21 protein-coding genes are annotated in these 24,631 nt (G+C 57.0%); 15 read left to right on the forward strand and 6 right to left on the reverse strand.

Annotated elements, in window-relative coordinates; translation table 11 throughout:
* Nucleotides 1-87: 87 nt before the first annotated feature.
* Nucleotides 88-2,646 (forward strand): peptidoglycan glycosyltransferase/peptidoglycan DD-transpeptidase MrcA, encoded by a 2,559-nt coding sequence (mrcA, locus tag QZQ97_RS21130; RefSeq protein WP_311995036.1) that lies wholly within the window; start codon nt 88-90, stop codon nt 2,644-2,646.
* 59 nt (nt 2,647-2,705) lie between these two features.
* On the opposite strand, the gene nudE is transcribed toward mrcA, so the two are convergent.
* Complete coding sequence (nudE, locus tag QZQ97_RS21135; protein WP_311995037.1) at nt 2,706-3,260, reverse strand: ADP compounds hydrolase NudE; 555 nt, start codon at nt 3,258-3,260, stop codon at nt 2,706-2,708.
* A 457-nt stretch (nt 3,261-3,717) separates the two neighbouring features.
* On the opposite strand from nudE, the gene QZQ97_RS21140 reads away from it, so the two are divergent.
* The 7 genes from QZQ97_RS21140 to QZQ97_RS21170 all read left to right on the forward strand — a co-directional run bounded on the left by QZQ97_RS21140 (nt 3,718) and on the right by QZQ97_RS21170 (nt 10,619).
* A complete protein-coding gene (locus tag QZQ97_RS21140) occupies nt 3,718-5,853 on the forward strand; it encodes an intracellular growth attenuator family protein (protein ID WP_311995038.1) in 2,136 nt (711 codons plus the stop codon).
* Nucleotides 5,854-5,949: 96 nt separating this feature from the next.
* On the forward strand, nt 5,950-6,630 hold the full coding sequence (gene yrfG / locus QZQ97_RS21145; protein WP_311995039.1) for a GMP/IMP nucleotidase: 681 nt from the start codon (nt 5,950-5,952) through the stop codon (nt 6,628-6,630).
* The gene (gene hslR / locus QZQ97_RS21150; protein ID WP_311995040.1) at nt 6,627-7,034 is read left to right on the forward strand and encodes a ribosome-associated heat shock protein Hsp15; all 408 of its coding nucleotides are present in this window, start codon (nt 6,627-6,629) and stop codon (nt 7,032-7,034) included. The genes yrfG and hslR overlap by 4 nt, the downstream gene beginning before the upstream one ends.
* A 25-nt stretch (nt 7,035-7,059) precedes the next feature.
* The gene (gene hslO, locus QZQ97_RS21155; RefSeq protein ID WP_311995041.1) at nt 7,060-7,938 is read left to right on the forward strand and encodes an Hsp33 family molecular chaperone HslO; all 879 of its coding nucleotides are present in this window, start codon (nt 7,060-7,062) and stop codon (nt 7,936-7,938) included.
* Nucleotides 7,939-8,134: 196 nt separating this feature from the next.
* Nucleotides 8,135-9,754 (forward strand): phosphoenolpyruvate carboxykinase (ATP), encoded by a 1,620-nt coding sequence (pckA, locus tag QZQ97_RS21160; protein WP_311995042.1) that lies wholly within the window; start codon nt 8,135-8,137, stop codon nt 9,752-9,754.
* A gap of 125 nt (nt 9,755-9,879) precedes the next feature.
* A complete protein-coding gene (locus QZQ97_RS21165) occupies nt 9,880-10,143 on the forward strand; it encodes a FitA-like ribbon-helix-helix domain-containing protein (protein WP_126485774.1) in 264 nt (87 codons plus the stop codon).
* Nucleotides 10,140-10,619: a type II toxin-antitoxin system VapC family toxin gene (locus QZQ97_RS21170; RefSeq protein WP_311995043.1), complete on the forward strand. Its 480-nt coding sequence runs from the start codon at nt 10,140-10,142 to the stop codon at nt 10,617-10,619. Before QZQ97_RS21165 ends, QZQ97_RS21170 begins: the two co-directional genes overlap by 4 nt.
* A gap of 36 nt (nt 10,620-10,655) precedes the next feature.
* On the opposite strand, the gene envZ is transcribed toward QZQ97_RS21170, so the two are convergent.
* The gene (gene envZ, locus QZQ97_RS21175; protein ID WP_311995044.1) at nt 10,656-12,026 is read right to left on the reverse strand and encodes a two-component system sensor histidine kinase EnvZ; all 1,371 of its coding nucleotides are present in this window, start codon (nt 12,024-12,026) and stop codon (nt 10,656-10,658) included.
* Nucleotides 12,023-12,742, reverse strand: coding sequence for an osmolarity response regulator transcription factor OmpR (gene ompR, locus QZQ97_RS21180; RefSeq protein ID WP_004709363.1), 720 nt, complete (start codon nt 12,740-12,742; stop codon nt 12,023-12,025). The genes envZ and ompR overlap by 4 nt, the downstream gene beginning before the upstream one ends.
* A 407-nt stretch (nt 12,743-13,149) precedes the next feature.
* Between ompR and greB the strand changes: the two genes are divergently transcribed.
* From greB to QZQ97_RS21205, 5 genes are all read left to right on the forward strand, one after another.
* Complete coding sequence (gene greB / locus QZQ97_RS21185; protein WP_119805122.1) at nt 13,150-13,623, forward strand: transcription elongation factor GreB; 474 nt, start codon at nt 13,150-13,152, stop codon at nt 13,621-13,623.
* A 179-nt stretch (nt 13,624-13,802) separates the two neighbouring features.
* Complete coding sequence (locus tag QZQ97_RS21190) at nt 13,803-16,133, forward strand: Tex family protein (RefSeq protein ID WP_311995045.1); 2,331 nt, start codon at nt 13,803-13,805, stop codon at nt 16,131-16,133.
* A gap of 639 nt (nt 16,134-16,772) precedes the next feature.
* Complete coding sequence (feoA, locus tag QZQ97_RS21195; RefSeq protein ID WP_006319130.1) at nt 16,773-16,997, forward strand: ferrous iron transporter A; 225 nt, start codon at nt 16,773-16,775, stop codon at nt 16,995-16,997.
* Between the two features lie 71 nt (nt 16,998-17,068).
* Entirely contained in the window at nt 17,069-19,384 is a 2,316-nt protein-coding gene (gene feoB / locus QZQ97_RS21200) for a Fe(2+) transporter permease subunit FeoB (RefSeq protein ID WP_311995143.1), read from the forward strand.
* Nucleotides 19,384-19,620 carry a FeoC-like transcriptional regulator gene (locus QZQ97_RS21205; RefSeq protein ID WP_311995046.1) on the forward strand — a complete coding sequence of 79 codons (237 nt, stop codon included), beginning with the start codon at nt 19,384-19,386 and terminating at the stop codon, nt 19,618-19,620. Before feoB ends, QZQ97_RS21205 begins: the two co-directional genes overlap by 1 nt.
* A gap of 46 nt (nt 19,621-19,666) precedes the next feature.
* Here QZQ97_RS21205 and QZQ97_RS21210 read toward each other — a convergent pair whose 3' ends face one another.
* Both QZQ97_RS21210 and bioH read right to left on the reverse strand, forming a co-directional pair.
* Entirely contained in the window at nt 19,667-19,948 is a 282-nt protein-coding gene (locus tag QZQ97_RS21210) for a YdgH/BhsA/McbA-like domain containing protein (RefSeq protein ID WP_311995047.1), read from the reverse strand.
* 246 nt (nt 19,949-20,194) lie between these two features.
* A complete protein-coding gene (gene bioH, locus QZQ97_RS21215; protein ID WP_311995048.1) occupies nt 20,195-20,989 on the reverse strand; it encodes a pimeloyl-ACP methyl ester esterase BioH in 795 nt (264 codons plus the stop codon).
* Nucleotides 20,990-21,031: 42 nt separating this feature from the next.
* On the opposite strand from bioH, the gene gntX reads away from it, so the two are divergent.
* Together gntX and nfuA are read left to right on the forward strand one after the other, a co-directional pair.
* Nucleotides 21,032-21,715: a DNA utilization protein GntX gene (gntX, locus tag QZQ97_RS21220; protein ID WP_311995049.1), complete on the forward strand. Its 684-nt coding sequence runs from the start codon at nt 21,032-21,034 to the stop codon at nt 21,713-21,715.
* 58 nt (nt 21,716-21,773) lie between these two features.
* Nucleotides 21,774-22,349: a Fe-S biogenesis protein NfuA gene (gene nfuA, locus QZQ97_RS21225; RefSeq protein WP_212557036.1), complete on the forward strand. Its 576-nt coding sequence runs from the start codon at nt 21,774-21,776 to the stop codon at nt 22,347-22,349.
* 186 nt (nt 22,350-22,535) lie between these two features.
* On the opposite strand, the gene malQ is transcribed toward nfuA, so the two are convergent.
* A complete protein-coding gene (malQ, locus tag QZQ97_RS21230; protein ID WP_311995050.1) occupies nt 22,536-24,626 on the reverse strand; it encodes a 4-alpha-glucanotransferase in 2,091 nt (696 codons plus the stop codon).
* Nucleotides 24,627-24,631 lie beyond the last annotated feature (5 nt).

Genomic DNA, 24,631 nt, shown 5'->3' on the forward strand with positions numbered 1-24,631 from the left:
GAACATATCCATGTTGCAGGCTTGCCTTTATACTACCGCGCGGTTGTTTATAAACTGCCCAAATGACATGAAAATGGGAAATCTCAGGTGAAGTTCGTAAAGTATTTACTAATCCTTGCAGTGTGTTGCATCGTGTTGGGGGCGGCCTCGATTTTTGGCTTGTACAAATATGTCGAGCCACAGCTGCCTGACGTTGCAACGCTGAAAGACGTACGGCTGCAGATACCGATGCAGGTTTACAGCGCCGATGGCGAACTGATCGCCCAATACGGTGAAAAACGTCGTATTCCGCTGAAGCTGAACCAAATTCCGCCGGTCATGGTGCATGCGTTTATCGCCACCGAAGACAGCCGTTTCTATGAACATCACGGCGTCGATCCGGTCGGCATCTTCCGTGCCGCCTCTATTGCACTGGTCTCCGGCCATGCGTCACAGGGGGCGAGTACCATTACCCAACAGCTGGCGAGAAACTTCTTTTTAAGCCCGGAACGCACCCTGATGCGCAAGATCAAGGAAGCCTTCCTGGCGGTACGCATCGAACAGATGCTGACCAAAGACGAAATCCTCGAGCTGTATCTGAACAAAATCTACCTGGGTTACCGCGCCTACGGCGTGGGTGCTGCAGCGCAGGTGTATTTCGGCAAAGACGTCAGCCAACTGACCTTGAGCGAAATGGCGACCATCGCCGGCTTGCCTAAAGCGCCGTCAACCTTCAACCCGCTTTATTCGCACGATCGCGCCGTGGCTCGCCGCAATGTGGTGCTGTCGCGCATGCTGGACGAGCATTACATCACTCAGGCCCAGTACGATCAGGCCCGTGGCGAAGATCTGGTGGCTAACTACCATGCGCCGGAGATTAACTTCTCTGCCCCCTATCTCTCCGAGATGGTGCGTCAGGAGATGATCAAGCGTTACGGTGAAAATGCCTATACCGACGGTTACAAGGTCTATACCACCGTCACCAAAAAGTTGCAGTTGGCGGCTCAGGAGTCGGTGCGCAACAACGTGTTGGCGTATGACATGCGTCACGGCTACCGCGGCCCGTCCAACGTGCTGTGGAAAGTGGGTGAGGCGGCCTGGGATCAAAAACAGATCGTCGACTCACTGAAAAACTTGCCGAATTATGGCCCGCTGGCGCCTGCGGTGATCACCCGGGCGACTGCCGAGGAAGCGACGGCCATGTTGTCCGATGGCAGCAATGTTGCCCTGCCAATGGCCACCATGCGCTGGGCGCGGCCGTACAAATCCGACACGCAACAGGGCCCAACGCCAAAACGCGTGACCGACGTGGTGCAGGCCGGCCAGCAGGTGTGGGTACGCAAGGTGAATGAAAACTGGTGGCTGTCACAGGTGCCGGACGTCAACTCGGCGTTGGTGTCGATCAACCCGAACGATGGTGCCGTTAAAGCGCTGGTCGGTGGGTTCGACTTCAACCAGAGCAAGTTCAACCGCGTTACCCAGGCGCTGCGCCAGGTCGGCTCCAATATCAAGCCGTTCCTGTACACCGCAGCGATGGATAAAGGCCTGACTCTGGCCACTATCCTGAACGATCTGCCGGTCACACGCTGGGATGCCGGTGCCGGTACTGACTGGCGGCCGAAGAACTCGCCGCCAACCTACGACGGTCCTATTCGCCTGCGTCAGGGGCTGGGACAATCTAAAAACGTCGTGATGGTACGTGCCATGCGTGCAATGGGCGTCGACTACGCGGCGGAATATCTGCAGCGTTTCGGTTTCCCGGCGCAAAACATCGTGCACACCGAATCCCTGGCGCTGGGCTCGGCTTCGTTCACCCCGATGCAACTGGTGCGCGGTTATGCGGTGCTGGCAAACGGCGGTTATCTGGTCGACCCGTATTTCATCACCAAAATCGAAGATGAAACCGGCAATACGGTGTTTGAAACCAAACCCAAAGTCGTCTGCGACAGCTGCAATCTGCCGGTAATTTATGGCGATACCCACCGTTCTGCCGTGCTTTCCGACGACAACGTCGAAAACGTCGCGACGTCGCAGGAAGGCGGTAACGGTAACGTGCCGATGCCGCAACTGGAACAGGTCACGCCGGCTCAGGTACAGCAGGATGGCGATCTGCAATATGCGCCGCATGTGATCAGTACCCAGTTGGCATTCCTGATGCACGATGCGTTGAACAGCAACATCTTTGGCGAACCGGGTTGGATGGGCACCGCATGGCGCGCCGGGCGCGATTTGAAACGGCATGATATCGGCGGCAAAACCGGTACCACCAACAGTTCGAAAGACGCCTGGTTCTCCGGCTATGGCCCGGATACCGTCACTTCGGTATGGATTGGCTTCGATGATCATCGCCGCGATCTCGGCCGCGCAACGGCTTCCGGCGCCATCGAAGATCAGATCTCCGGCGGTGAAGGCGGTGCGAAGAGCGCGCAACCGGCATGGGATGATTTTATGAAGGTCGCACTGGAAGGCATTCCTGAGCAGAAAGTCACCCCACCGCCGGGTATTATCAGCGTTACCATCGACAAAAGCAGCGGCAAGCTTTCTGGCGGCGGCGGCGGTAGTCGTTCTGAATACTTTATCGAAGGTACTCAGCCGACAAGCTACCCGACGCGAGATACCGGCACGACCTTGACGGACCCCGGCGGCGAAAGCCACGAGCTGTTCTAATAAAAAAGGGCCAGAGAAATCTGGCCCTTTTTTTATCTACGGAAATTGGGGATGTTTGTCTAACGCGAGCCGCGCAGAAACGCCTCGGTGAGAAACAGCGCGCTGACATTGCGCGCCTCGCGGAAATCCGGCTCCGCCAGCAATGCCATCATATCGGCTATCGGCCAACGCACCTGCGGCAAGGGTTCAGGCTCGTCGCCTTCCAGACTCTGCGGATAGAGCTCGTGCGCCAGCACGATATTCATTTTGCTGGAAAAATAGGACGGAGCCATGGTCAGCTTGCTGAGAAAATCGAAACGTTTGGCGCCAAAACCCACCTCTTCCATCAGTTCGCGGTTAGCCGCCTCCAGCACGCCTTCACCGGGATCGATCAATCCTTTGGGGAAACCCAGCTCGTAAGATTCGGTGCCCACCGCATATTCGCGGATCAGCAGCAGGTCGTCGCCAATCACCGGGACAATCATCACCGCCTCTCTGTCTGACGGCCGCATCCGCTCATACACCCGCCGTACACCGTTACTGAACTCCAGATCGACCGACTCAACGTTAAATAAACGCGAACGAGCGACCGTTTCCACTTTCAGAATTTTAGGTTTTTGCAGGTGTTTGTCCATGATTGCCTCAAATGAGTTATCCGGCGGTGCGCCACAGCATCAGGGGTGATGACGCGGATAACCAGAATAATGATTGGCGTGGCGTATGCGCTCAAACGCTGACCAAATTCGATCTTGATCACATTGTGCGTTAATGAGAACCTTTGTCGCAACGAGCACAAGCAGTAATTTACTTTTTTTTAACAAGCGTAGCCAGCACCCGCCGATTTTCTGTACCCATTCAGCAAAAAGAGAGCATTAAAATAGGATAATGCCGATATCGACCCCCCTGCGCGGTTGCTATCATCGCGTAGAGAAGGCACGGCAACTGAGCAGACATATTTCATAGATAAATGAGGCCGCGACGGAAAATCTGTTCCCTCCCTCATTGTTCTGAGTGCCTGTTAGCCGTTTACTCCGTATAATATTCAACGTTTCATCGGGTTGGTGAGGTTCACGGGTGCAAGATGGGGATAGCATGAGCACAATAGTGTTGATATTGGCCTTAGTGCTTGCCTGCCTGATTGCCGCCGGCCTGTATCTTTGGTTTAAAGCCCGCAATCAGCCGATGCTGACGCGAGCCCTGCCCTTTATCAAACCTACGCATCGCAAACTGTCCGGCGAAGAACGCGCGGCCGTTGAACACTACCTCAACCTGCAAAATAAGCTAAGCAACAAATTGCTGCCTGGCAGCAGTACATCGCTGCCTACCGCCAAGCTGGCGCTGACCCCGCAGAGCGACAACGTTTATCCCGTCACCCACGCCATTACCCGCTACGGGCTGGCCAGCGATGAACCCAATAAATGGCGCTACTATCTGGATGCCGAAGAAGTGCACCTGCCGCCGTTTTGGGAACAATACATCAGCGCCGATAACCACGTTGAAGTGATAAAGACCCAGACGCTGCCTCTGGTCATTTCACTCAATGGGCATTCGCTGAAAGATCATATCCACGATCGGCCGCAACCGCCGGTAGTGACGGCAACACCAACCAAAAATGCCTCTATCCGCAAGGAAGAGAGCGAGCACGTCGAGTTGGTAAACATCCGCAAGGAAACCCCCGAAGAACATGCGCTGAACCGCCCGAACGGCATCAAGGACGCCGGCATCATTTCTGCCGCCCTGCTGTTGCTGTTTTTCAGCCTGATAAGCCCGGTACTGGTCATCCCCTGGATGATTTTCGTCGCCGTGCTGACCATAGCCTGGGGCTGCTGGAACCTGTTCCGCCGGCCGGCTACGCGTGAGCTGAAGGAAGTGCACTGCCTGCGGGGCACCCCAAAACGCTGGGGACTGTTTGGCGAATCCAATCAGGGGCAGATAAGCAACATCTCGCTCGGCATCATCGATCTGATTTACCCGCCGCACTGGCAACCTTACATCACCCAGGATCTGGGGAAAACCACCGACGTGGATATCTATCTTAACCGTCAGGTGGTGCGTCAGGGACGGTTCCTTTCGTTGCACGATGAGGTGAAAAACTTCCCGCTGCAGCAATGGGGCAAAAACGCGGTGCTGATGGCTAGTTCGTTGCTGGTGTTGGTGCTATTGCTGACCTATATCCCGCTGAGCCTGCCGCTGAAGCTAAGCATGGCCTGGCTGCAAGGTGCGCAAAAAATCGAGGTGACCAATGTGCAGGCGCTGGAAGGCGCGACCTTGCGCATTGGGGACCAGTTGAAAGCCCGGGGTAGCGGTATGTGTTATGTTCCGCCGCAGGCCAACGGGACCAACGCCTCCAACTTTGTGCCTTTCGACTGCTCGGGGATTTACTGGAACAACGCCGCGCCGCTGCCACAGCCGGAGTCGGAAGTCATCGATAAGGCCTCGGCGTTGCTGGCGACGGTAAATACCCAGTTGCACCCTGAAGGCACAGAACAAAAGCTCAACCCGCAACTGGCCAGCGCGATTGAAAAATCCGGCATGATACTGCTGGATGATTTTTCCGATATCGTGCTGAAAACGCGGGATTTGTGCCAGGCGGAAAATGACTGCGTCCGGCTCAAGAACGCGCTGGTGAATCTGGGTAACGCCAAAAACTGGAACACCCTGGTGAAACGCGCCAGATCAGGATCGCTGCAAGGGATAAACGTATTGCTGCGTCCGGTGAGCGCCGAATCGCTGGAAAGCCTGACCAAAGTTGCCGCCTCCTCGTTCGTGTACAACGAAACCCGGCAGGCCGCAGCGGCGCTTAACAGCCCGCCTCCGGGCGGCTTCCTGATCAGCAGCGATGAAGGCAAACAGTTGGTGAATCACCCGCAGCCGGCAGTGCCGTTAAACGAATACAATGCGCTCGAGCAATGGAATGAACTGCAGCGCCTTGCCGGCATGTTGCTGCATACGCCGTTCGAAGCACAGGGAGTCATCACCAGTATCAGCGTCGACGCCAACGGTACCCGCCACATCGCGCTGCATAGCGAGCCGGATATGATCACCCTGTGGCGTTATCTGGGCACCAGCCTGCTGTTGCTGGCGGTCACTGTCATTCTGGGTTACAACGCCTGGCGGTTGGTGCAGCGCCATCGCCTCAACCAGCGCCGCATCGCCGATATCCAACGCTACTACGAAAGCTGCTTTAACCCGCAGCTCACCCCGATGTCATTGCGGCCGATGGCCTGAGTCATTCGCCGATTTCGGCCCTGTCATCTGCTTATGCTACGCTAACGCTATTATCCTTATCCTGCGGACCGCCGACGGTTCGCCTATGGAGTTTTCATGGTTCCCGAGTTTGACTGGCATGAGATCGACACCGTGCTGCTGGATATGGACGGCACCTTGCTCGATCTGGAGTTCGACAGCCACTTTTGGCTGCGTCTGGTGCCGCAGGCAGTGAGCGAGCAGCGCGCGATCCCGTTCGATGAAGCGCGCCAGATTATTCATCAGGAATATTTGGCGGTGCAGCACACCATGAACTGGTACTGCTTCGATTACTGGAGCGAGCGGCTCGATCTGGACATTTATCGCATGACCAGCGAAGTGGGCAACCGCGCCCGTCTGCGCGAGGATACCGAGCCCTTTTTACAAGCCTTGCGCGCGGCCGGCCATCAGACTATTTTGCTGACCAACGCCCATCCGCACAGCCTGGCGGTAAAAATCGAGCATACCGGTTTGGATAAGCACCTTGATTTATTGCTTTCCACCCACACATTTGGTTATCCGAAAGAAGATCAGCGTTTGTGGCAGGCCGTTCAGCAGCACACCGGTTTTGATCCGCAGCGCACGCTGTTTATCGATGACGGCGAGCCTATTTTGGACGCCGCCCGCAGTTTTGGCATTCGCTACTGTCTGGGCGTGCAGAACCCGGACTCCAGCATGGCGGAGAAAACCTTCCGGCACTATCCGTCGATGCGCGACTATCGCCTGTTGATACCGGCACTGGAAAAGGGCGAACGATGAAAGAAAAAACAACGCGGGACGACGCGGTCCGGCTGGACAAATGGCTGTGGGCAGCTCGTTTCTACAAGACCCGCGCGCTGGCGCGGGACATGATCGACGGCGGCAAGGTGCACTACAACGGACAGCGCGGCAAGCCGAGCAAAATTGTCGAGATCAATGCCGAGATCAAACTGCGTCAGGGCAATGAAGAACGCACGGTGATCGTGCTGGCCCTCACCGGCCAACGGCGCGGCGCCGACGAGGCGCAGCAAATGTATCAGGAAACCGAGGCCAGTATCGTCAACCGAGAGAAAATGGCGATCGCGCGCAAGATGAATGCGCTGACCATGCCGCACCCGGACCGCCGTCCGGACAAGAAAGAGCGGCGCGACCTGATTAAATTTAAATTTGGTGAGCAGGAATAAGCCCTCACCGCAATGAGAGAAAACTATGTCTAACCATGACCAATTGCACCGTTACCTGTTTGAAAACTACGCGGTGCGCGGTGAGCTGGTTACCGTCAGCGAAACCTATCAGCAGGTTCTGAACAATCACGACTACCCGGCACCGGTACAAAAGCTGCTGGGTGAACTGCTGGTCGCCACCAGCCTGCTGACGGCAACCCTGAAGTTCGACGGCGACATCACCGTGCAAGTGCAGGGCGACGGTCCGCTGAAGCTGGCGGTGATTAACGGCAACAACCGTCAGGAAATGCGGGGCGTGGCGCGCGTACAGAGCGACATTGCTGAAGACAGCACGCTGCATCAGATGATTGGCAACGGCGTCATGGTGATCACCATCGCGCCTACCGAAGGCGAACGCTATCAGGGCGTGGTCGCTCTGGAAGGCGAAACCCTGGCCGAGTGCCTTGAAGCCTACTTCCGTCAGTCCGAACAGTTGCCAACCCGCCTGTTCATCCGCACCGGCGAATCAGAAGGCAAACCGGCGGCGGGCGGCATGCTGTTGCAGGTACTGCCGGCGCAAGACGGCAATGCCGATGATTTCGATCATCTGGTGCAACTGACCAACACGGTGAAAAGCGAAGAACTGTTCGGCCTGCCGGCCAATGAGGTGCTGTATCGCCTGTACCATCAAGAAGAAGTCACCCTCTACGAACCGCAGGACGTGATCTTCCGTTGCACCTGTTCACGCCAGCGCTGCGCTGACGCCCTGATCACGCTGCCGGCCGAAGAAGTGGCGCAAATGCTGGAGCAGGACGGCAATATCGATATGCACTGTGACTACTGTGGCAACCACTATGTCTTTGACGCCGTGGATGTTGCAGCGCTGTACACCGGTAACACCGGCGAAAGCGAACAGTTGCACTAAGTAACACCCCGCATCGGCGGGTGCACCCTGCACCTGCCGGTTTTCCCCGTTTGCACGCTTGCTTTTTTCCGTGGACTATCTCTCAGATCGTAACGAAAAACCGCCTAAAACGTTAATTATTTGATACCTATCGCGGTTACGCACTGCTGAATCCCTACAATTGGCGCCAGAAATTCTGTGACCAAGGAGTAGTGACATGCGTGTTAAAGGTATAACCCCTCAGGAGCTGGCCGCTTATGGCATTCATAACGTCGGCGAAATCGTTTACAACCCGAGTTATGAACTGCTGTTCAAGGAAGAAACAGACCCGTCTCTGGAAGGTTTTGAACGTGGGGTCGTGACCAAGTTGGGCGCCGTATCCGTCGACACCGGTATTTTTACCGGCCGTTCCCCGAAAGATAAATACATCGTCCGTGACGACATCACCCGCGACACCGTCTGGTGGGCCGATCAAGGTAAAGGCAAAAACGACAACAAACCCCTCAGCCCTGAAATCTGGGCAGACCTGAAACAACTGGTCACCACGCAGCTCTCCGGCAAACGTCTGTTTGTTGTAGATACTTTCTGCGGCGCCAACGCCGACTCCCGTCTGAAAGTACGCTTTATCACTGAAGTAGCCTGGCAGGCGCACTTCGTGAAAAACATGTTCATTCGCCCGTCTGACGAAGAGTTGCAGGATTTCGAGCCGGACTTCGTGGTGATGAACGGCGCCAAATGCACCAACCCGAACTGGCAGCAACAGGGCCTGAACTCGGAAAACTTCGTCGCTTTCAACCTGACTGAACGTATGCAGCTGATTGGCGGCACCTGGTACGGCGGCGAAATGAAAAAAGGTATGTTCTCCATAATGAACTACCTGCTGCCGCTGAAAGGCATCGCTTCAATGCACTGCTCGGCCAACGTGGGCGAGAAAGGCGACGTGGCCGTATTCTTCGGCCTGTCCGGCACCGGCAAAACCACCCTGTCCACCGATCCAAAACGCCAGTTGATTGGCGATGACGAACACGGCTGGGATGACGACGGCGTATTTAACTTCGAAGGTGGTTGCTATGCCAAAACCATCAAGCTGTCTGAAGAAGCCGAACCGGAAATCTATCACGCCATCAAGCGCGATGCGTTGCTGGAAAACGTTGCCGTGCTGGCAGACGGCACCATAGACTTCAACGACGGTTCAAAAACCGAGAACACCCGCGTTTCCTACCCTATCTACCACATCCAAAACATCGTCAAGCCGGTTTCCAAAGCGGGTCATGCCACCAAGGTGATCTTCCTGACCGCGGACGCCTTCGGCGTGTTGCCGCCGGTCTCTCGCCTGACCGCGAACCAGACTCAGTACCACTTCCTGTCCGGTTTCACCGCCAAGCTGGCCGGTACCGAGCGCGGCGTGACCGAGCCAACCCCGACCTTCTCCTCCTGCTTCGGCGCAGCCTTCCTGACGCTGCACCCAACGCAGTACGCTGAAGTGCTGGTAAAACGCATGCTGGCCGCCGGCGCGCAAGCCTACCTGGTGAACACCGGCTGGAACGGCACCGGCAAACGCATCTCCATCAAGGATACCCGCGGCATTATTGACGCGATCCTCAACGGGGAAATCGATAAGGCGGAAACCACCACCCTGCCAATTTTCGATCTGGCAATGCCGACCTCACTGCCGGGCGTCAACCCGGATATCCTGGATCCACGCGCTACCTACGCCAACCCTGAGCAGTGGCAGGAAAAAGCGCGGGATCTGGCCGAGCGTTTTATCACCAACTTCGACAAATATACCGATACGCCTGCGGGCGCAGCGCTGGTCAGCGCCGGTCCAAAACTGTAACTTTCTCTTTTTACAGCTTCAGCTAAGGCGTGGAATCCACGCCTTTTTTATTTTTAACGGTTGTTTTTTAGCCAGACAAGCGAGATGATAATGCAGTGCAATCATTGACAGCAAAGGAGATTCCAATGGCTACCATAACCGTCAGAAATCTGGACGATGACATAAAGGAATTGCTGCGTATTTCGGCAGCGAAAAACGGCCACTCCATGGAGGAGGAAGCACGCATGATTTTGAAACAGGCTCTGGTGAAAAAACCGCCGCGCTATGGTTTGGGCACATGGATGCACCAACATTTCGCCGAATTCGGCGGCGTTGAGCTGGAGATCCCACCGCGCGATAAAACACCGGCGCGCATTGTCACCTTTGACGATGATGATGACCAACCATGATCATTCTCGACACTAACGTGATTTCGGAGACACTGCGTCCCGGTCCACATTACAACGTGATCAAATGGCTGAATGAAAAAGACAACGACGAGCTTTATCTGAGTGCAATTGTCGTTGCCGAGCTGTTCAGCGGCGTTGCCTGTATGCCGGAAGGGAGACGGCAGCTTGAGTTAACACATAAACTGACCGAAGCAATGCAGATAAGATTTGACGAGCAAATTCTGCCATTTGATGCGCTTTGCGCCATGCAATATGCAGACTTGATGGGAAAAAACCAACGGCTGGGAAGAGCAATGAGCACGTCTGATACGCAAATAGCCGCCACCTGCCTGCATTACGGCGCTACCCTTGCTACGCGTAATACCAAGGACTTCATCCATTGCGGAATTGAATTGATTGATCCCTGGCAGGCCAGCGCTGGCCGTCGCCTGCACGAAGAAGCGGCGGAATACTATGTGATGAGCAGAAAACCCTGACGGGGCCGCAGCGAGGCGGCCCTCTGTCAGCAAGTATCATAGGCTCTCTTTCGCCGCCTGATGCCCATTGGCCGGCTCTTTTTTCTCCATCGGCAACGGAATATAGGCCCTGATCAACAGCCCGCCACGTTCGCTGGTGCCGATATCCAACGCGCCATGATGGCCGTCGATAATACGCTGTACGATAGCCAGGCCAAGCCCGGTTCCGCTGGTGCTGCGCGCACTGTCGCCACGGACAAACGGCTGCAGCAAATGTTTCAGTTCTTCAGGTTTTATGCCCGGGCCGTCGTCTTCCACCTGGAACCAGCCGCGTTGCAGTTCACGCCCGCTGCTGACCTTGATCCAGCCGTTACCGTAACGCGCCGCATTCACCACCATGTTCACCGCCGCACGCTTAATCGATAGCGGATGCACATTCATCATCAGCTCACCCGGCGCCATGGCGGTTTCGATAACGCGCTCATAGCCGCTCTCGGCCGCCACGACTTCGCCCAGAATCGAGTTCAGATCGCTGAGCTCGGTTTGCATCTCCTGGCCGGTGCGCAAATAGTCAATAAACTGCTCGATAATGGCGTTGCACTCTTCGATATCTTTATTGATCGACTCCGCCAGATAACCATCTTCGGTGCTCATCATCTCGGTCGCCAGACGGATGCGCGTCAGCGGTGTGCGAAGATCGTGGCTAACCCCGGCCATCAGCAGCGTGCGATCGTCCGCCAGTTGCTTGACGCCCGATGCCATCTGATTGAAGGCCCGCGTCACCGAACGCACTTCCGAAGCGCCGTATTCACGCAACGGCGGCGGGATAATGCCTTTGCCGACCTGCAAAGCCGCGTGCTCCAGCTCCACCAGCGGGCGGTTCTGGATGCGGATAAACAGCCAGGCGCCGCCGATAGCCAGCAGCATAATCGCCAGGGTATAGCGGAACAGCGGCGAGAAATCGCCTTGGTGAATTTCAGTCAGCGGAACCCGCACCCAGATATCCGGTTGCAGCCAGGTTTTCAGCCACACCACCGGGGAGTTCTTGTTCACTTCCACCCGTACGTCGGTCGGCCCGCCGAGCTGCTGCGCCATCTGTTGGCTGAGGAATTGATAGTGCTGCGCCCAGCGCAGCCCGCTCTCCTCCGCCGCCGAGTTGGTGTACAGGGAAATCCCCAACTCACGGTAAATTTCACGGCGAAACGCCGGCGGCACTTCCAGCAACGTGCCATCTTCCAGCTGCAACCGATCGGTCATCAGCATACGCACTTCGTAGGCCAATACCTTGTTGAACTGCTGCAAACTGGGCAGGATGGCGAAGTTCAGCACCACCAGATAGGTCGTCACCAGGCTGACGAACAGCAAGGTGACGATCAACAGCAGGGTTCGGGCAAACGAGCTACGCGGTGAAAAGCGCAATCGTCTCATGCCTTGCTGCCGTCCGGGACGAAGACATAGCCAAGACCCCAAACGGTCTGGATATAGCGTGGATGTGCCGGATCTTCTTCAACCATGCGGCGAAGACGGGAAATTTGCACGTCGATGGAGCGTTCCATCGCGCTGTATTCACGGCCACGCGCCAGGTTCATCAGCTTGTCGCGCGAAAGCGGTTCACGCGGATGGCTCACCAGCGCCTTCAGTACCGCAAACTCACCGCTGGTCAATGGCATAGGCTCATCTTCGCGGAACATTTCACGGGTGCCCAGATTCAGTTTGAATTTGCCGAAGGCAATGACCGCCTCTTCCTGCGAAGGCGCACCTGGCAGTTCGTTGGCCTGACGGCGCAATACCGCCCGGATGCGGGCCAGCAGTTCACGCGGGTTGAAAGGTTTTGGGATGTAATCATCGGCACCGATCTCCAGCCCAACGATACGGTCGACTTCTTCGCCTTTGGCAGTCACCATGATGATCGGCATCGGGTTGCTCTGGCTACGCAGACGACGGCAGATGGACAGCCCATCTTCACCCGGCAACATCAGGTCCAGCACCATCAGGTGGAAAGATTCACGAGTCAGCAAGCGGTCCATTTGCTCAGCGTTGGCGACGCTGCGAACCTGAAAACCCTGTTCGGTTAAATAACGCTCTAAAAGCGCACGCAGGCGCATGTCATCATCGACGACCAGAATCTTATGATTCTCTTGCATTGTATTACTCCCAAAGGCTTTATTGCCTGACGTGAATATTGTTAAAAAACCCTGTCATTTCGGACAGCGTTTAATGGTATATATTCTAGACGAAATTGTTACAAAGCTTATTCTTTTGCCCATTTATCAACAATTTTCATCAAAATTCCGGTGACGGTTCGTCAAAATCCCGATATTTTCAGATTAAATTTGGGATAACTCCGCTATTCGACCAAGGGCGATGCCCCATGAATTTCGAGTTGCGGCCGGGCGGCCGGTTCGGCAGTGTAACTCAGGCGAGGCGATAAAAAACGTCAGCGATCGGCAATTTTGCGAGCCGACGCTTTATTGAGCGCTTATTGCATTCAGCAACGCCAAGCCAAAGCACCGTCATGCAACCTTTGATATCCCCATAAAGGCAGAAAACAATGAGAACGCAGCTGATAACCCGCGAGGGTTACGACAAGCTCAAACAGGAGCTGGACTTTCTCTGGCGTGAAGAACGACCGGAAGTCACCAAAAAAGTGACCTGGGCCGCCAGCCTCGGCGACAGAAGTGAAAATGCCGATTACCAGTACAACAAAAAACGGCTGCGGGAAATCGATCGCCGCGTCCGCTACCTGACCAAATGTCTCGAGCAGTTGAAGATTGTCGACTATTCGCCGCAACAGGAAGGCAAGGTGTTCTTCGGCGCCTGGGTGGAAGTGGAAAATGAGAATGGCGAGAGTAAACGCTTCCGCATTGTGGGCTACGACGAAATTTTTGGCCGCCGGGACTACATCTCCATCGATTCGCCGATGGCCCGCGCCCTGCTTAAAAAAGAGGTGGGGGATGCCGCCACCGTCAACACCCCGGTGGGTGATGCGCTGTGGTATGTGAATGAGATCGAGTACGTGAAGTAAGATTCGGTTTTTTCCGAGCGGCCGCGCAGGGGGCCGCTGTCCCGCGGAGCTTGCGGCAGCGGCCCCCCGCGCAACCTCGACGTATCGGGCAAAGACGGGCAGCGCCACTGGCATTTTTGCCGATCAATCCGTATAACTGTCCCCCTGTTTCCTAACCGTTCTCAACAGATACCAGACTTATGAATGACCCACTGAGCCGCATTATTGCAACAGAACTGCAGGCCCGGCCGGAGCAAGTTGACTCCGCTATCCGTCTGCTGGATGAAGGTAATACCGTGCCTTTTATCGCACGCTATCGTAAGGAAGTCACCGGGGGCCTGGACGACACCCAACTGCGCCAGCTGGAAACCCGCCTGGGTTATCTGCGTGAACTGGAAGACCGCCGTCAGACCATCCTCAAATCGATCGACGAGCAGGGCAAACTGACCGAACAGCTGGCGGGGGCGATCAACGCCACGCAAAGCAAAACCGAACTCGAAGACCTCTACCTGCCGTACAAACCCAAACGTCGTACCCGTGGCCAAATCGCTATCGAAGCCGGTCTGGAGCCGCTGGCCGACACCCTATGGCAGGATCCGCAGCAACAGCCGGAGCAACTGGCCGAACGCTACGTTGACGCCGACAAGGGCGTGGCGGATGTCAAAGCCGCCCTCGACGGCGCGCGTTACATCCTGATGGAGCGCTTCGCCGAAGACGCCGCGCTGTTGGCCAAGGTACGTAACTACCTGTGGAAGCATGCCCACCTGGTGTCCAAAGTGGTGGAGGGAAAAGAAGAAGACGGCGCCAAGTTCCGCGACTACTTTGATCACCATGAACCTATTGCCCAGGTGCCTTCACACCGTGCATTGGCGATGTTCCGTGGCCGCAACGAAGGCGTGCTGCAGTTGGCGCTGAACGCCGATCCGCAGTTTGAAGAAGCCCCGCGCGAAAGCCAGGCGGAGCAAATCATCATCAGCCACCTCGACCTGCGCCTGAATAACGCTCCGGCCGACGCCTGGCGCAAAGCGGTGGTCAACTGGACCTGGCGCATCAAGGTGTTGTTGCATCTGGAAACCGAATTAATGGGTACGGTGCGCGAACGCGCGGAAGACGAAGCCATCAACGTTTTCGCCCGTAACATGCACGATCTGCTGATGGCCGCACCGGCCGGCATGCGCGCCACCATGGGCCTGGACCCCGGTCTGCGCACCGGGGTAAAAGTGGCGGTGGTGGATGCAACCGGCAAGCTGGTTGCCACCGATACCGTCTACCCTCACACCGGCCAGGCCGCGAAAGCCGCTGCTGTCGTCGCCGCGCTGTGCATCAAACATAAAGTGGAACTGGTCGCTATCGGCAACGGCACAGCTTCACGTGAGACTGAGCGTTTTTATCTTGAATTGCAGCAGCAGTTCAGCGAAGTCAAAGCGCAAAAGGTGATCGTCAGCGAAGCGGGTGCCTCGGTGTATTCCGCCTCCGAACTGGCGGCGCTGGAATTCCCTAACCTCGACGTTTCGCTGCGTGGCGCCGTCTCCATCGCTCGCCGTTTGCAGGATCCGTTGGCAGAACTGGTAAAAATCGACCCGAAATCCATCGGCGTCGGCCAGTACCAGCACGACGTCAGCCAAAGCCAACTGGCGAAGAAGCTGGACTCGGTAGTGGAAGACTGCGTAAACGCCGTCGGTGTCGATCTGAACACCGCCTCAGTGCCGTTGCTGACCCGCGTGGCCGGCCTGACGCGCATGATGGCGCAGAACATCGTTACCTGGCGTGATGAGAACGGCCGCTTCAGCAACCGCGAGCAACTGCTGAAAGTCAGCCGTCTGGGGCCAAAGGCCTTTGAACAGTGCGCCGGCTTCCTGCGCATCAACCACGGTGACAACCCGCTGGATGCCTCTACCGTTCACCCGGAAACCTACCCGGTGGTAGAACGTATTCTGGCCGCCACCCGGCAGGCGTTGCAGGATTTGATGGGCAACCCGGCGGCGGTGCGCAGCCTGAAGGCCAGCGATTTCACCGACGACAAATTCGGTGTACCTACGGTCACCGACATCCTGAAAGAGCTGGAGAAACCGGGCCGCGATCCGCGCCCGGAATTCAAAACCGCCACCTTTGCCGAGGGCGTGGAAACCCTCAACGATCTGCAGCCGGGCATGATTTTGGAAGGTTCGGTCACTAACGTCACCAACTTCGGCGCCTTTGTGGATATCGGCGTACATCAGGACGGCCTGGTACATATCTCCTCGCTGGCGGACAAGTTCGTCGAAGATCCGCACACCGTGGTGAAAGCCGGCGACATCGTCAAAGTGAAGGTGATGGAAGTGGATCTGCAGCGCAAGCGCATCGCGCTGAGCATGCGTCTGGACGAACAACCGGGTGAAGGTTCGCCACGTCGCGGCGGCGGCAACAGCGCCCCGGCGAAGGACAGCCCTTCCCGCGCGCCGGCCAATAAGGCCAAACCGCGCAGCAGTTCGCCGGCCGGTAACAGCGCCATGGGTGACGCGCTGGCTGCGGCATTCGGCAAGAAATCGTAGGGGCAGTGCTGCCTACCTGAAAGACCAAAGGTACACAGGGCGGAGCCGGCTCCGCCCTTTCTCAAAAAAAGCGTCGCTATTTTTTGACCCGCCTCAATAAACCCGCTTATTTTTCCTGAAAGACAAACGCCCGGTTTTTCAGCCTGAAAATACCGCCGAATCCCTGTTCGTTAACACCGTTTTTAACACCAGGTTTTCATTTCGCTCTTTTCCGCTGGAACACAAATGGTTACCGCTCGTATTCCGCTGGCAACATGTTATCGAATAAACGCCGGCATGCTGCCATACCCTCTAAAAACCTCTCAATCTGTCACTAATCTTTGCAAATCGGAAAAAATCGCTGCAATTACGTAACTGATTTAACTCGCCATTCGCATTTGCTCCCTCGCTGACCCGGTGATAAAAATAGGGGCATCAGGCAATCCGATCGTTAAATGCCGATACCATAACCTTTGGTGACCAATACCCCTACTTTTTGTATTGAATACGATAACTATTCTCACTATTATTGCGTTGCGTGTTCACTGCATTACCTCATGGATTGAAAACGTCGGCTGCCTGCGATCCTCCTCGCGGCGCTTTGTCCGGAGCGTTCTTTTATCGTCATAGGCCCAATAGCAGGGGCTCTGAGAAGGTTATATGCATCTTCAACCTAAAAGCTCTTATAAGATTGCCGGTTTTTCCAGTGACATCGGCCCGGCCTATCGCCAGAAACTGTTATCGCTCGGCATGCTGCCCGGCTCTTCGTTTGAAGTGGTGCGCGTCGCGCCGCTGGGTGATCCGATAGAAATAAAAACCCGCCGCGTCAGTCTGGTGCTGCGCAGAAAAGACCTGGCCCTGATCCTGCTCGACGGCCAATCCTGACTCTGCGCCGTCTCGCTCTGGCCGCGCCCACCGCCCGGCTCAATGTCCATTGACTGATATCACGCGAAATGATGAAAAAACTCACTATTGGCTTAATAGGCAACCCCAATTCCGGTAAAACTACACTGTTCAACCAGTTGACCGGGGCGCGCCAGCGGGTCGGCAACTGGGCAGGCGTGACGGTAGAACGTAAAGAAGGCCAATTCACCACGCCGCAATCCCTGGTCAACCTGGTCGATCTGCCCGGCACCTATTCGCTGACCACCATCTCGGAACAAACCTCGCTCGACGAACAGATCGCCTGCCATTACATCCTGAGCGGCGATGCCGATCTGCTGATCAACGTCGTCGACGCCTCCAACCTTGAACGCAACCTGTACCTGACGCTGCAACTGCTGGAGCTGGGCATCCCCTGCATCGTTGCGCTGAACATGCTGGATATCGCCAGAAGCCAGCAAATCGAGATTGATCTCGCTGCGCTGTCGGCGCGTCTCGGCTGCCCGGTGGTGCCTTTGGTCTCCACCAAGGCCGACGGCATCGGCGCGTTGAAGCAGATGATCGACAACCACCGGTTCAACGAACTGAAAGCGCTGGTGAACTATCCGCCAGTGCTGCTGAAGGAAATGGCCACCCTGAGCGACGCCATGCCGGAGACCCTGCCAACGGAGCAACGCCGCTGGCTGGCGCTGCAAATGCTGGAAGGCGATATCTACAGCCATCAACTGGCCGGCAACGCCACCGCTTTACTGTCTGCGGCCAGGCTGGCGCTGCAACAGCAGCAACAGGAAGATCCTGCGTTGGTGATTGCCGATGCACGCTATCAGTCGATAGCCACCCTGTGTGACGCGGTCAGCAACTCGCAGCAAGCGATGCCGAACCGTCTGACCGAAACGCTGGACAAGGTGATCCTCAACCGCTGGCTGGGGGTGCCGATCTTCCTGCTGGTGATGTACCTGATGTTTTTGCTGGCGATTAACCTCGGCGGCGCGCTGCAACCGATCTTTGATATCGGTTCGGCGGCAATCTTTATCCAGGGCATTCAATGGCTGGGCTACAGCCTGCACTTCCCTGAATGGCTGACGATATTCCTGGCGCAGGGCGTCGGCGGCGGCATCAACACCGTGCTGCCGCTGGTGCCGCAAATCGGCATGATGTACCTGTTTCTGTCCTTTCTCGAAGACTCCGGCTACATGGCGCGTGCCGCGTTTGTCATGGACCGCCTGATGCAGGCGCTCGGGCTGCCCGGTAAATCCTTCGTGCCGTTGATTGTCGGTTTCGGTTGCAACGTGCCGTCTATCATGGGTGCCCGCACGCTGGATGCCCCGCGTGAACGCTTGATTACCATCATGATGGCGCCGTTCATGTCCTGCGGTGCCCGGCTGGCGATCTTTGCGGTGTTTGCCGCCGCCTTCTTCGGCCAGGACGGTGCGGGCGTGGTGTTCTCGCTGTATATGCTCGGCATCGTGGTGGCGATCCTCACCGGGCTGGTGCTGAAGTACACCATCATGCGCGGCGAAGCTTCACCGTTCGTCATGGAGTTGCCGGTTTATCATGTACCGCACCTGAAGAGCCTGCTGCTGCAAACCTGGCAACGGCTGAAAGGCTTTGTGCTGCGCGCCGGGAAAGTGATAGTGATCGCCAGCATCTTCATCGGCGGCCTGAACAGCTTTACGTTCAGCGGCAAGCCGGTCGATAACATTAACGATTCCGCGCTGGCGTCGGTGTCCAAGGTCCTGACGCCGCTGCTGCAGCCGATGGGCGTGCACAGCGACAACTGGCAAGCCACCGTCGGGTTGGTGACCGGGGCTATGGCGAAAGAAGTGGTGGTCGGCACGCTGAACACCCTTTACACCGCCGAGCACATCAATAACACCGAGTTTGATGCCGCCAATTTTAACCTTTTGCACGAACTGAGCGGCGCGGTGGGGACCACCTGGCAGGGGCTGAAAGACACCTTCAGCCTGAGCGTGCTGTCCAACCCCATCGAGGCCAGCAAGGGCGACGGCGAAATGGGCGTCAGCTCAATGGGCATGATGAGCAGCAAATTCGGCTCCGGCATCTCCGCCTACAGCTATCTGATCTTTGTGTTGCTGTACGTGCCCTGCGTGTCGGTGATGGGCGCTATCGCCCGTGAATCCAACCGCGGCTGGATGACCTTTTCCATTCTCTGGGGCCTGAACCTCGCCTACTCGTTGGCTACGCTGTTTTATCAGGTTGCTACCTTCGGCCAGCATCCGAGGTACAGCCTGACGGCCATCGCGATCGTGGTACTGGTCAATCTGTTGATTTTGTTCGGCCTGCGCCGGGCGCGCAGCCGGGTAACGGTGCGTCTGGGCAAGGCGACGCCTGCCGCCTGTTGCCAGGGTGCTCAGGGTAACTGCCACTGATGGCCGGCCTGCTGCAGCTCCGCGATGCGTTGGCGCTGCATGGCAGCGCTCAGGCGCAACAACTCAGCCGCCAGTTGGCGACCCCGCTGCCGCTGGTACTGGCGATGCTGGAACGTTTAACGGCGATGGGAAAAGTGGAGCGAGTTGAGCAGGATAACAGCGCCTGCCTGAGCGGCAGTTGCAAAAGCTGCCCGGAGGGCAAGGGATGCGGTACGGTGATATACCGGTTGAAATAATCGGAGCAGGGGCGCACATTATGCGCCCCTTGTTAATCAAGAATGATTACTTGTCTTTATACACTTCGGCTGTCGCGCTGAACTTACCGTGTTCGCGGCCGGAGATAATCACATAATACTGACCACCTTTTTCATCGGCCTTCTTCGACAGTTCTTCTTTCGCATCCATCGGTGAAGTGGTTTGCGCGGTGGTGGTGACCGTACCGATCTTCTCGTACTTACCCGGATTCTTGTCCAGATCTTCTTTGGTCAGCAAGGTTGCCGCCAGGGAGCTGAAAGACAGGGAACCGACGACCAACGCTGCAATAATCATTTTCAAAGATTTCATTACCATACCTCTCAAGAGAACATTTATTTGTTATGAAAGCCGTCCAGGGGTACATGCGCAATAACACCGGCTGCCGTGACATCTTCAGACCTCGTTGCTTTCCCTGACGAGAATCCTTTTCCCAGAGACGAAACGTCAAAGTGAAAAATCCGCGAACGGTTTTTCAGTTTTCAGCCAACGCATCTACCCCACTAAGTATCGAACAGGTTTCTTTTTTATCCACTGAGCGGCCATTTCTTTAGCGCTTTATTGTGCGTTTTCACTCGGAATGCCACCTTCGGTCACAAAGGCGTGGATAATCTCGGCAAATTCATCAGGGTGAGAAATGAAGGGTGCATGAGCCGCTTTCGCCATGACGATCGACGATGAATGCGGCCAACTGACATCGAGCAACCCGGCGACCTTGCGCGGCACCACCCCGTCCAGATAACCGTATATACGCAGCAACGGCAGGGCCAATTCCGCCATCGGCAGGCGTAAATCAGTGGTGCGCAGCATCTCCAGGCCGCCGTTCAGCACCTCGACGCTCGGCATCGGCTGATTCAGCACCACTGATTTCAGCAGGCGTGCGTCTTGCCGTGCGCTTGCCGTACCCAAGGTTTGCAATGCCAGAAAACGTTCTACCGTGCGCTGGAAATCCTGGCTCAGCTGTTGCTGAAAACCGCTCAGCACCTCTGGACGGATCCCCGGCCAATCGTCCTGTGCGGCAAAGCACGGCGAGGAAGCCACGGTGATCAGCCCGCGTACCCGCTGAGGCTGCGTCAGCGCAATCTGGCCGGCCACCAGCCCGCCGAGCGACCAGCCCAGCCACCAGGCCTGCGGCGGTGCGGCGGCCAGCACGATCGCCGCCATCTGCGCGAGCGACATGCCGCCAAACCCCTGACTGCGGCCATAGCCCGGCAGATCGACCAGATGCAGGCGAAAATGCGGCGTCAGCCGCTCAAGCATGCAACCCCACACCTCCGCATTCAGTCCCCATCCGTGCAGCAGCACAAGATCGCGTTCGCCTTCACCTATTGTTTGCCAATACAGCGTGGTCATCAGTTATTGTCCTTTCATTCTCATCCGTCAGGGAGGACGGCTATGCTATCAATCCACAGCCGCTGTTGGCTATGCCGGCAGCCATTATGCCTTAGCCGCCACGGCATCTGTAGCTACTGCCTGCGCCATCTGCCGGCCAAACCGCTGTGCTGCCCCTGCTGCGGTCTGCCCGCCGGCGACGCTGCACACCCCTGCGGTCGCTGCCTGCAACGGCCACCTCCCTGGCAGGCGCTGGTGTTCGTCGGCGACTACGTCGCGCCGCTTCGCCAACTGATCAAAAAATTCAAGTTTCAGCACGCACCGGAACTGGCGCCTCTGCTGGCGCGTCTGATATTGCTAAACTGGCAACGAGCGCATAGAGAGCAGTATCTGAACAGACCCGATGTGATTTTAGCGGTACCCTTGCAGGCTAAACGCTGCTGGCGACGTGGCTATAACCAGAGCGATCTGCTGGCGCGGCCGCTGGCGCACTGGCTGGGTTGCGATTACCGCCCCGCCGCCCTGAGACGAGTACGAAAAACGTCCCCGCAGCAACGGCTGCCCGCCCACATGCGCAGGCGCAATCTACGCGGTGCCTTTCGCTGCAATGAGCCGCTGGCAGGCCGACACGTTGCCCTGTTGGATGATGTGGTGACGACCGGCAGTACGGTGGCGGAAATCGCCAGGCTCTTGCTGCGGCAGGGTGCCGCATCGATACAAATCTGGTGTGTTTGCCGCACATTGTAGTGCTACGGCAATGGGCGTATTATAACCGACAATAGAAGTCAACTACTGAGCTAATGCTATGATTCGTATAACAGATACCGCACAGGAACACTTTGCCAAACTGCTGGCAAATCAAGAGGAAGGCACCCAAATCCGCGTATTCGTGATCAACCCGGGTACGCCTACGGCCGAATGCGGTGTCTCTTATTGCCCGCCGGACGCCGTGGAAGCGACAGACACCGAGCTGAAGTTCGAAAAGCTGTCCGCCTATATCGACGAAATCAGCAAACCCTATCTGGAAGACGCCGAAATCGACTTCGTCACCGACCAGTTGGGTTCGCAGCTGACGCTGAAAGCGCCAAATGCCAAAATGCGCAAGGTGGACGACAACGCCCCGCTGATGGAACGCGTTGAATACGTACTGCAATCGCAGATCAACCCACAGCTGGCAGGCCACGGCGGTCGCGTAACCCTGATGGAAATCACCGAAGACAGTTTGGCGATCCTGCAGTTCGGCGGCGGCTGTAACGGCTGTTCAATGGTCGACGTAACGCTGAAAGAAGGGATCGAGAAAGAGCTGCTGCAGAAGTTCCCTGAACTGAAAGGCGTGCGCGATCTGACCGAGCATCAGCGCGGCGAGCACTCTTACTACTGATACCCTTCTTACTTGAAGTTGCAGCGTTGTTGGCTGCATGCGTGCCCCCCAGTCACTTACCTGAGTAAGCTCCTGGGGATGCACGCACTTGCCGCCTAGCTGCAACTCCAATTAATTTGGGTCTCTATCATAAGAATGAAAGCCAATGTTCTTATTTCTCGTCTTTAATACAAGAATTCTTCTCTGTCACCCTACCGACACCTTGCGCCGACGCTTGTCCAAATCCTTCAGCAGCCGGTTGACTTGCTGATCGGCAAACATCTCTTCCAGCGTTTTATTCAGCTTCCGTCGCCAGTTTGGGTACTGATCGCTGGTACCGGGAATATTGACCGGTTCGGCCATGTCCAGCCAGTCTTCCGGCTGCAGGCCCAGCAGTGCGCTGGCGCTGTCGGCGACATAACGCTGTAAGCCACGGTTCAGCAACGGGCTCATGTTCAGCAAAGCCGCCTTCTTGCCCACCTTCTGCGGCACACAGCCATAATGATGCAATCCGTCCAGCAACCCCTGCTTGGCGCGCTCACGATCGGCAAACAATTCTTTCAGGATCTCCGCATCCGGATACAACCCCAGCTTGTTGCCAAGGTGCAGATCGCCGCTCTGCCAATAACCGCGCAACGTCGGCAGATCATGCGTGGTGATGGTCGCCATCGCCTGCACCGGGTAAGCCTGCGGCGCGCGGAAGTGGTTCTCGCCGTCGCGTTCGAAATACAGCACCTTATAAGAATAGACGCCGCTGTCGCGCAGCTTGGCGACAATCTCGACCGGCACGGTGCCAAGGTCTTCGCCGATCACCATACAACGGTGGCGCTGGCTCTCCAGCGCCAACACCGCCAGCAAATCATCCACCGGGTATTTCACATAAGCGCCATGATCGGCGGTTTCTCCGTAGGGGATCCACCACAGGCGCAGCAACGCCATGACGTGGTCAATGCGCAGCGCACCGCAACTGGTCATATTGGCGCGCAACAGGTCGATAAACGGCTGGTAGCCCCGCGCCGCCATCACGTGCGGATCGATCGGCGGCAGCCCCCAGTTTTGCCCCAGCGGGCCCAAAATGTCCGGCGGCGCGCCAACCGACGCTTTCAGGCAATAAAGATCCGGCTCGCACCAGGTTTCCGAACCGCCCTCCGCCACGCCCACCGCCAAATCGCGGTACAGGCCAATCGGCATTTGCTGTTGCTGGCTCTGGCGGAAACAGTCGGCGAACTGGCTGGCGGCCAACCACTGCAACCACAGATAGAAGGTCACCGAATCCTGCTGCTGCCGGCAAAACTGCTTCACTGCGACGCTGTTGCCCTGCCGATATTGCTCCGGCCAGGCCGGCCAACCCCACAGGCTGCCGTCAGCGGCGGCAAGATGAGCATGCAATGCGTCAAACGCCGCTTGTTGATACAGGCTGTCGCCACCGTCGGCAACAAACTGCTCGAACGCCTGACGCTGCTCGTCACCGGCTTTACGCTCCTGGAACAACGGAAACGCCAGCTTCAGCGCCGCCAGCTTGAGCTGCGTCACCGTGCCGTAATCTACCTGCTCGCTGCTGCGCGCTTTGGTCAGCTGTTTTTGCGTTGCCGGCTTCAGCCACCATTTCTGCGCCGCATCGCTAAGCTGGAACTCTTCCACCGCGTTCACATCGATATACACCACGTTCAGCCAACGACGCGACGACGGGCTGTACGGGCTGGCGCTTTCCGGGTTCGCCGGATACAGCGCGTGGATCGGGTTCAGCCCGACAAAAGCGCCGCCGCGTTCACCGACCTGCTCGACCATCTGCCGCAGATCGCCAAAATCGCCGATACCCCAGTTGCGATCGGACCGCAAAGTGTAAAGCTGGACGCAAGCGCCCCACAGCTTTTGCCCGGTCAGCAGCGCGTCCGGCTCAAAGCAGCGTTTCGGCGCAACAATCAACCGGCACTGCCACTGCTGTTCACCCTGGGTCAGCGTCAGTTGGTGATAACCCGGCGGTAACTCGCCCGGCAGGGTAAAGGTTTTGCGCGCGCTGGCGCGCCCCTGTTGCCGGCCACCGTCTTCACGCAGCAGCGTCCAAAGATACTCGCCGCTGCCCGCAAGCGGCAACGCCACCGGCGCCCCCTGATAAAACACCTTGACCGCCGGCAACGGCGTCACCTCAGCCTCCAGCGGTGCGGCAGTCCGTCCCATGGCATCCAGCAGCTTGCGCTTGGTGTCCTGCGCGATCGCCTGCTGTTTTCCATGAGCGTTAATATAATCAGCGGCAATACCCGCCTGAGCGGCCGCCTGGTCGATGCGCTTGCGATCCATTCGCT

Origin of the sequence: Serratia sp. root2 (assembly GCF_031931805.1) — a bacterium.
GTDB lineage: Bacteria > Pseudomonadota > Gammaproteobacteria > Enterobacterales > Enterobacteriaceae > Serratia > Serratia inhibens.

Excerpts from the sequence above, each read along its gene's own strand:
- nudE (WP_311995037.1), bottom strand. The coding sequence starts at position 3,260 with ATGGACAAACACCTGCAAAAACCTAAAATTCTGAAAGTGGAAACGGTC.
- QZQ97_RS21140 (WP_311995038.1), top strand. The coding sequence starts at position 3,718 with ATGAGCACAATAGTGTTGATATTGGCCTTAGTGCTTGCCTGCCTGATT.
- yrfG (WP_311995039.1), top strand. The coding sequence starts at position 5,950 with ATGGTTCCCGAGTTTGACTGGCATGAGATCGACACCGTGCTGCTGGAT.
- hslR (WP_311995040.1), top strand. The coding sequence starts at position 6,627 with ATGAAAGAAAAAACAACGCGGGACGACGCGGTCCGGCTGGACAAATGG.
- hslO (WP_311995041.1), top strand. The coding sequence starts at position 7,060 with ATGTCTAACCATGACCAATTGCACCGTTACCTGTTTGAAAACTACGCG.
- pckA (WP_311995042.1), top strand. The coding sequence starts at position 8,135 with ATGCGTGTTAAAGGTATAACCCCTCAGGAGCTGGCCGCTTATGGCATT.
- QZQ97_RS21165 (WP_126485774.1), top strand. The coding sequence starts at position 9,880 with ATGGCTACCATAACCGTCAGAAATCTGGACGATGACATAAAGGAATTG.
- QZQ97_RS21170 (WP_311995043.1), top strand. The coding sequence starts at position 10,140 with ATGATCATTCTCGACACTAACGTGATTTCGGAGACACTGCGTCCCGGT.
- envZ (WP_311995044.1), bottom strand. The coding sequence starts at position 12,026 with ATGAGACGATTGCGCTTTTCACCGCGTAGCTCGTTTGCCCGAACCCTG.
- ompR (WP_004709363.1), bottom strand. The coding sequence starts at position 12,742 with ATGCAAGAGAATCATAAGATTCTGGTCGTCGATGATGACATGCGCCTG.
- greB (WP_119805122.1), top strand. The coding sequence starts at position 13,150 with ATGAGAACGCAGCTGATAACCCGCGAGGGTTACGACAAGCTCAAACAG.
- QZQ97_RS21190 (WP_311995045.1), top strand. The coding sequence starts at position 13,803 with ATGAATGACCCACTGAGCCGCATTATTGCAACAGAACTGCAGGCCCGG.
- feoA (WP_006319130.1), top strand. The coding sequence starts at position 16,773 with ATGCATCTTCAACCTAAAAGCTCTTATAAGATTGCCGGTTTTTCCAGT.
- feoB (WP_311995143.1), top strand. The coding sequence starts at position 17,069 with ATGAAAAAACTCACTATTGGCTTAATAGGCAACCCCAATTCCGGTAAA.
- QZQ97_RS21205 (WP_311995046.1), top strand. The coding sequence starts at position 19,384 with ATGGCCGGCCTGCTGCAGCTCCGCGATGCGTTGGCGCTGCATGGCAGC.
- QZQ97_RS21210 (WP_311995047.1), bottom strand. The coding sequence starts at position 19,948 with ATGAAATCTTTGAAAATGATTATTGCAGCGTTGGTCGTCGGTTCCCTG.
- bioH (WP_311995048.1), bottom strand. The coding sequence starts at position 20,989 with ATGACCACGCTGTATTGGCAAACAATAGGTGAAGGCGAACGCGATCTT.
- gntX (WP_311995049.1), top strand. The coding sequence starts at position 21,032 with ATGCTATCAATCCACAGCCGCTGTTGGCTATGCCGGCAGCCATTATGC.
- nfuA (WP_212557036.1), top strand. The coding sequence starts at position 21,774 with ATGATTCGTATAACAGATACCGCACAGGAACACTTTGCCAAACTGCTG.
- malQ (WP_311995050.1), bottom strand. The coding sequence starts at position 24,626 with ATGGATCGCAAGCGCATCGACCAGGCGGCCGCTCAGGCGGGTATTGCC.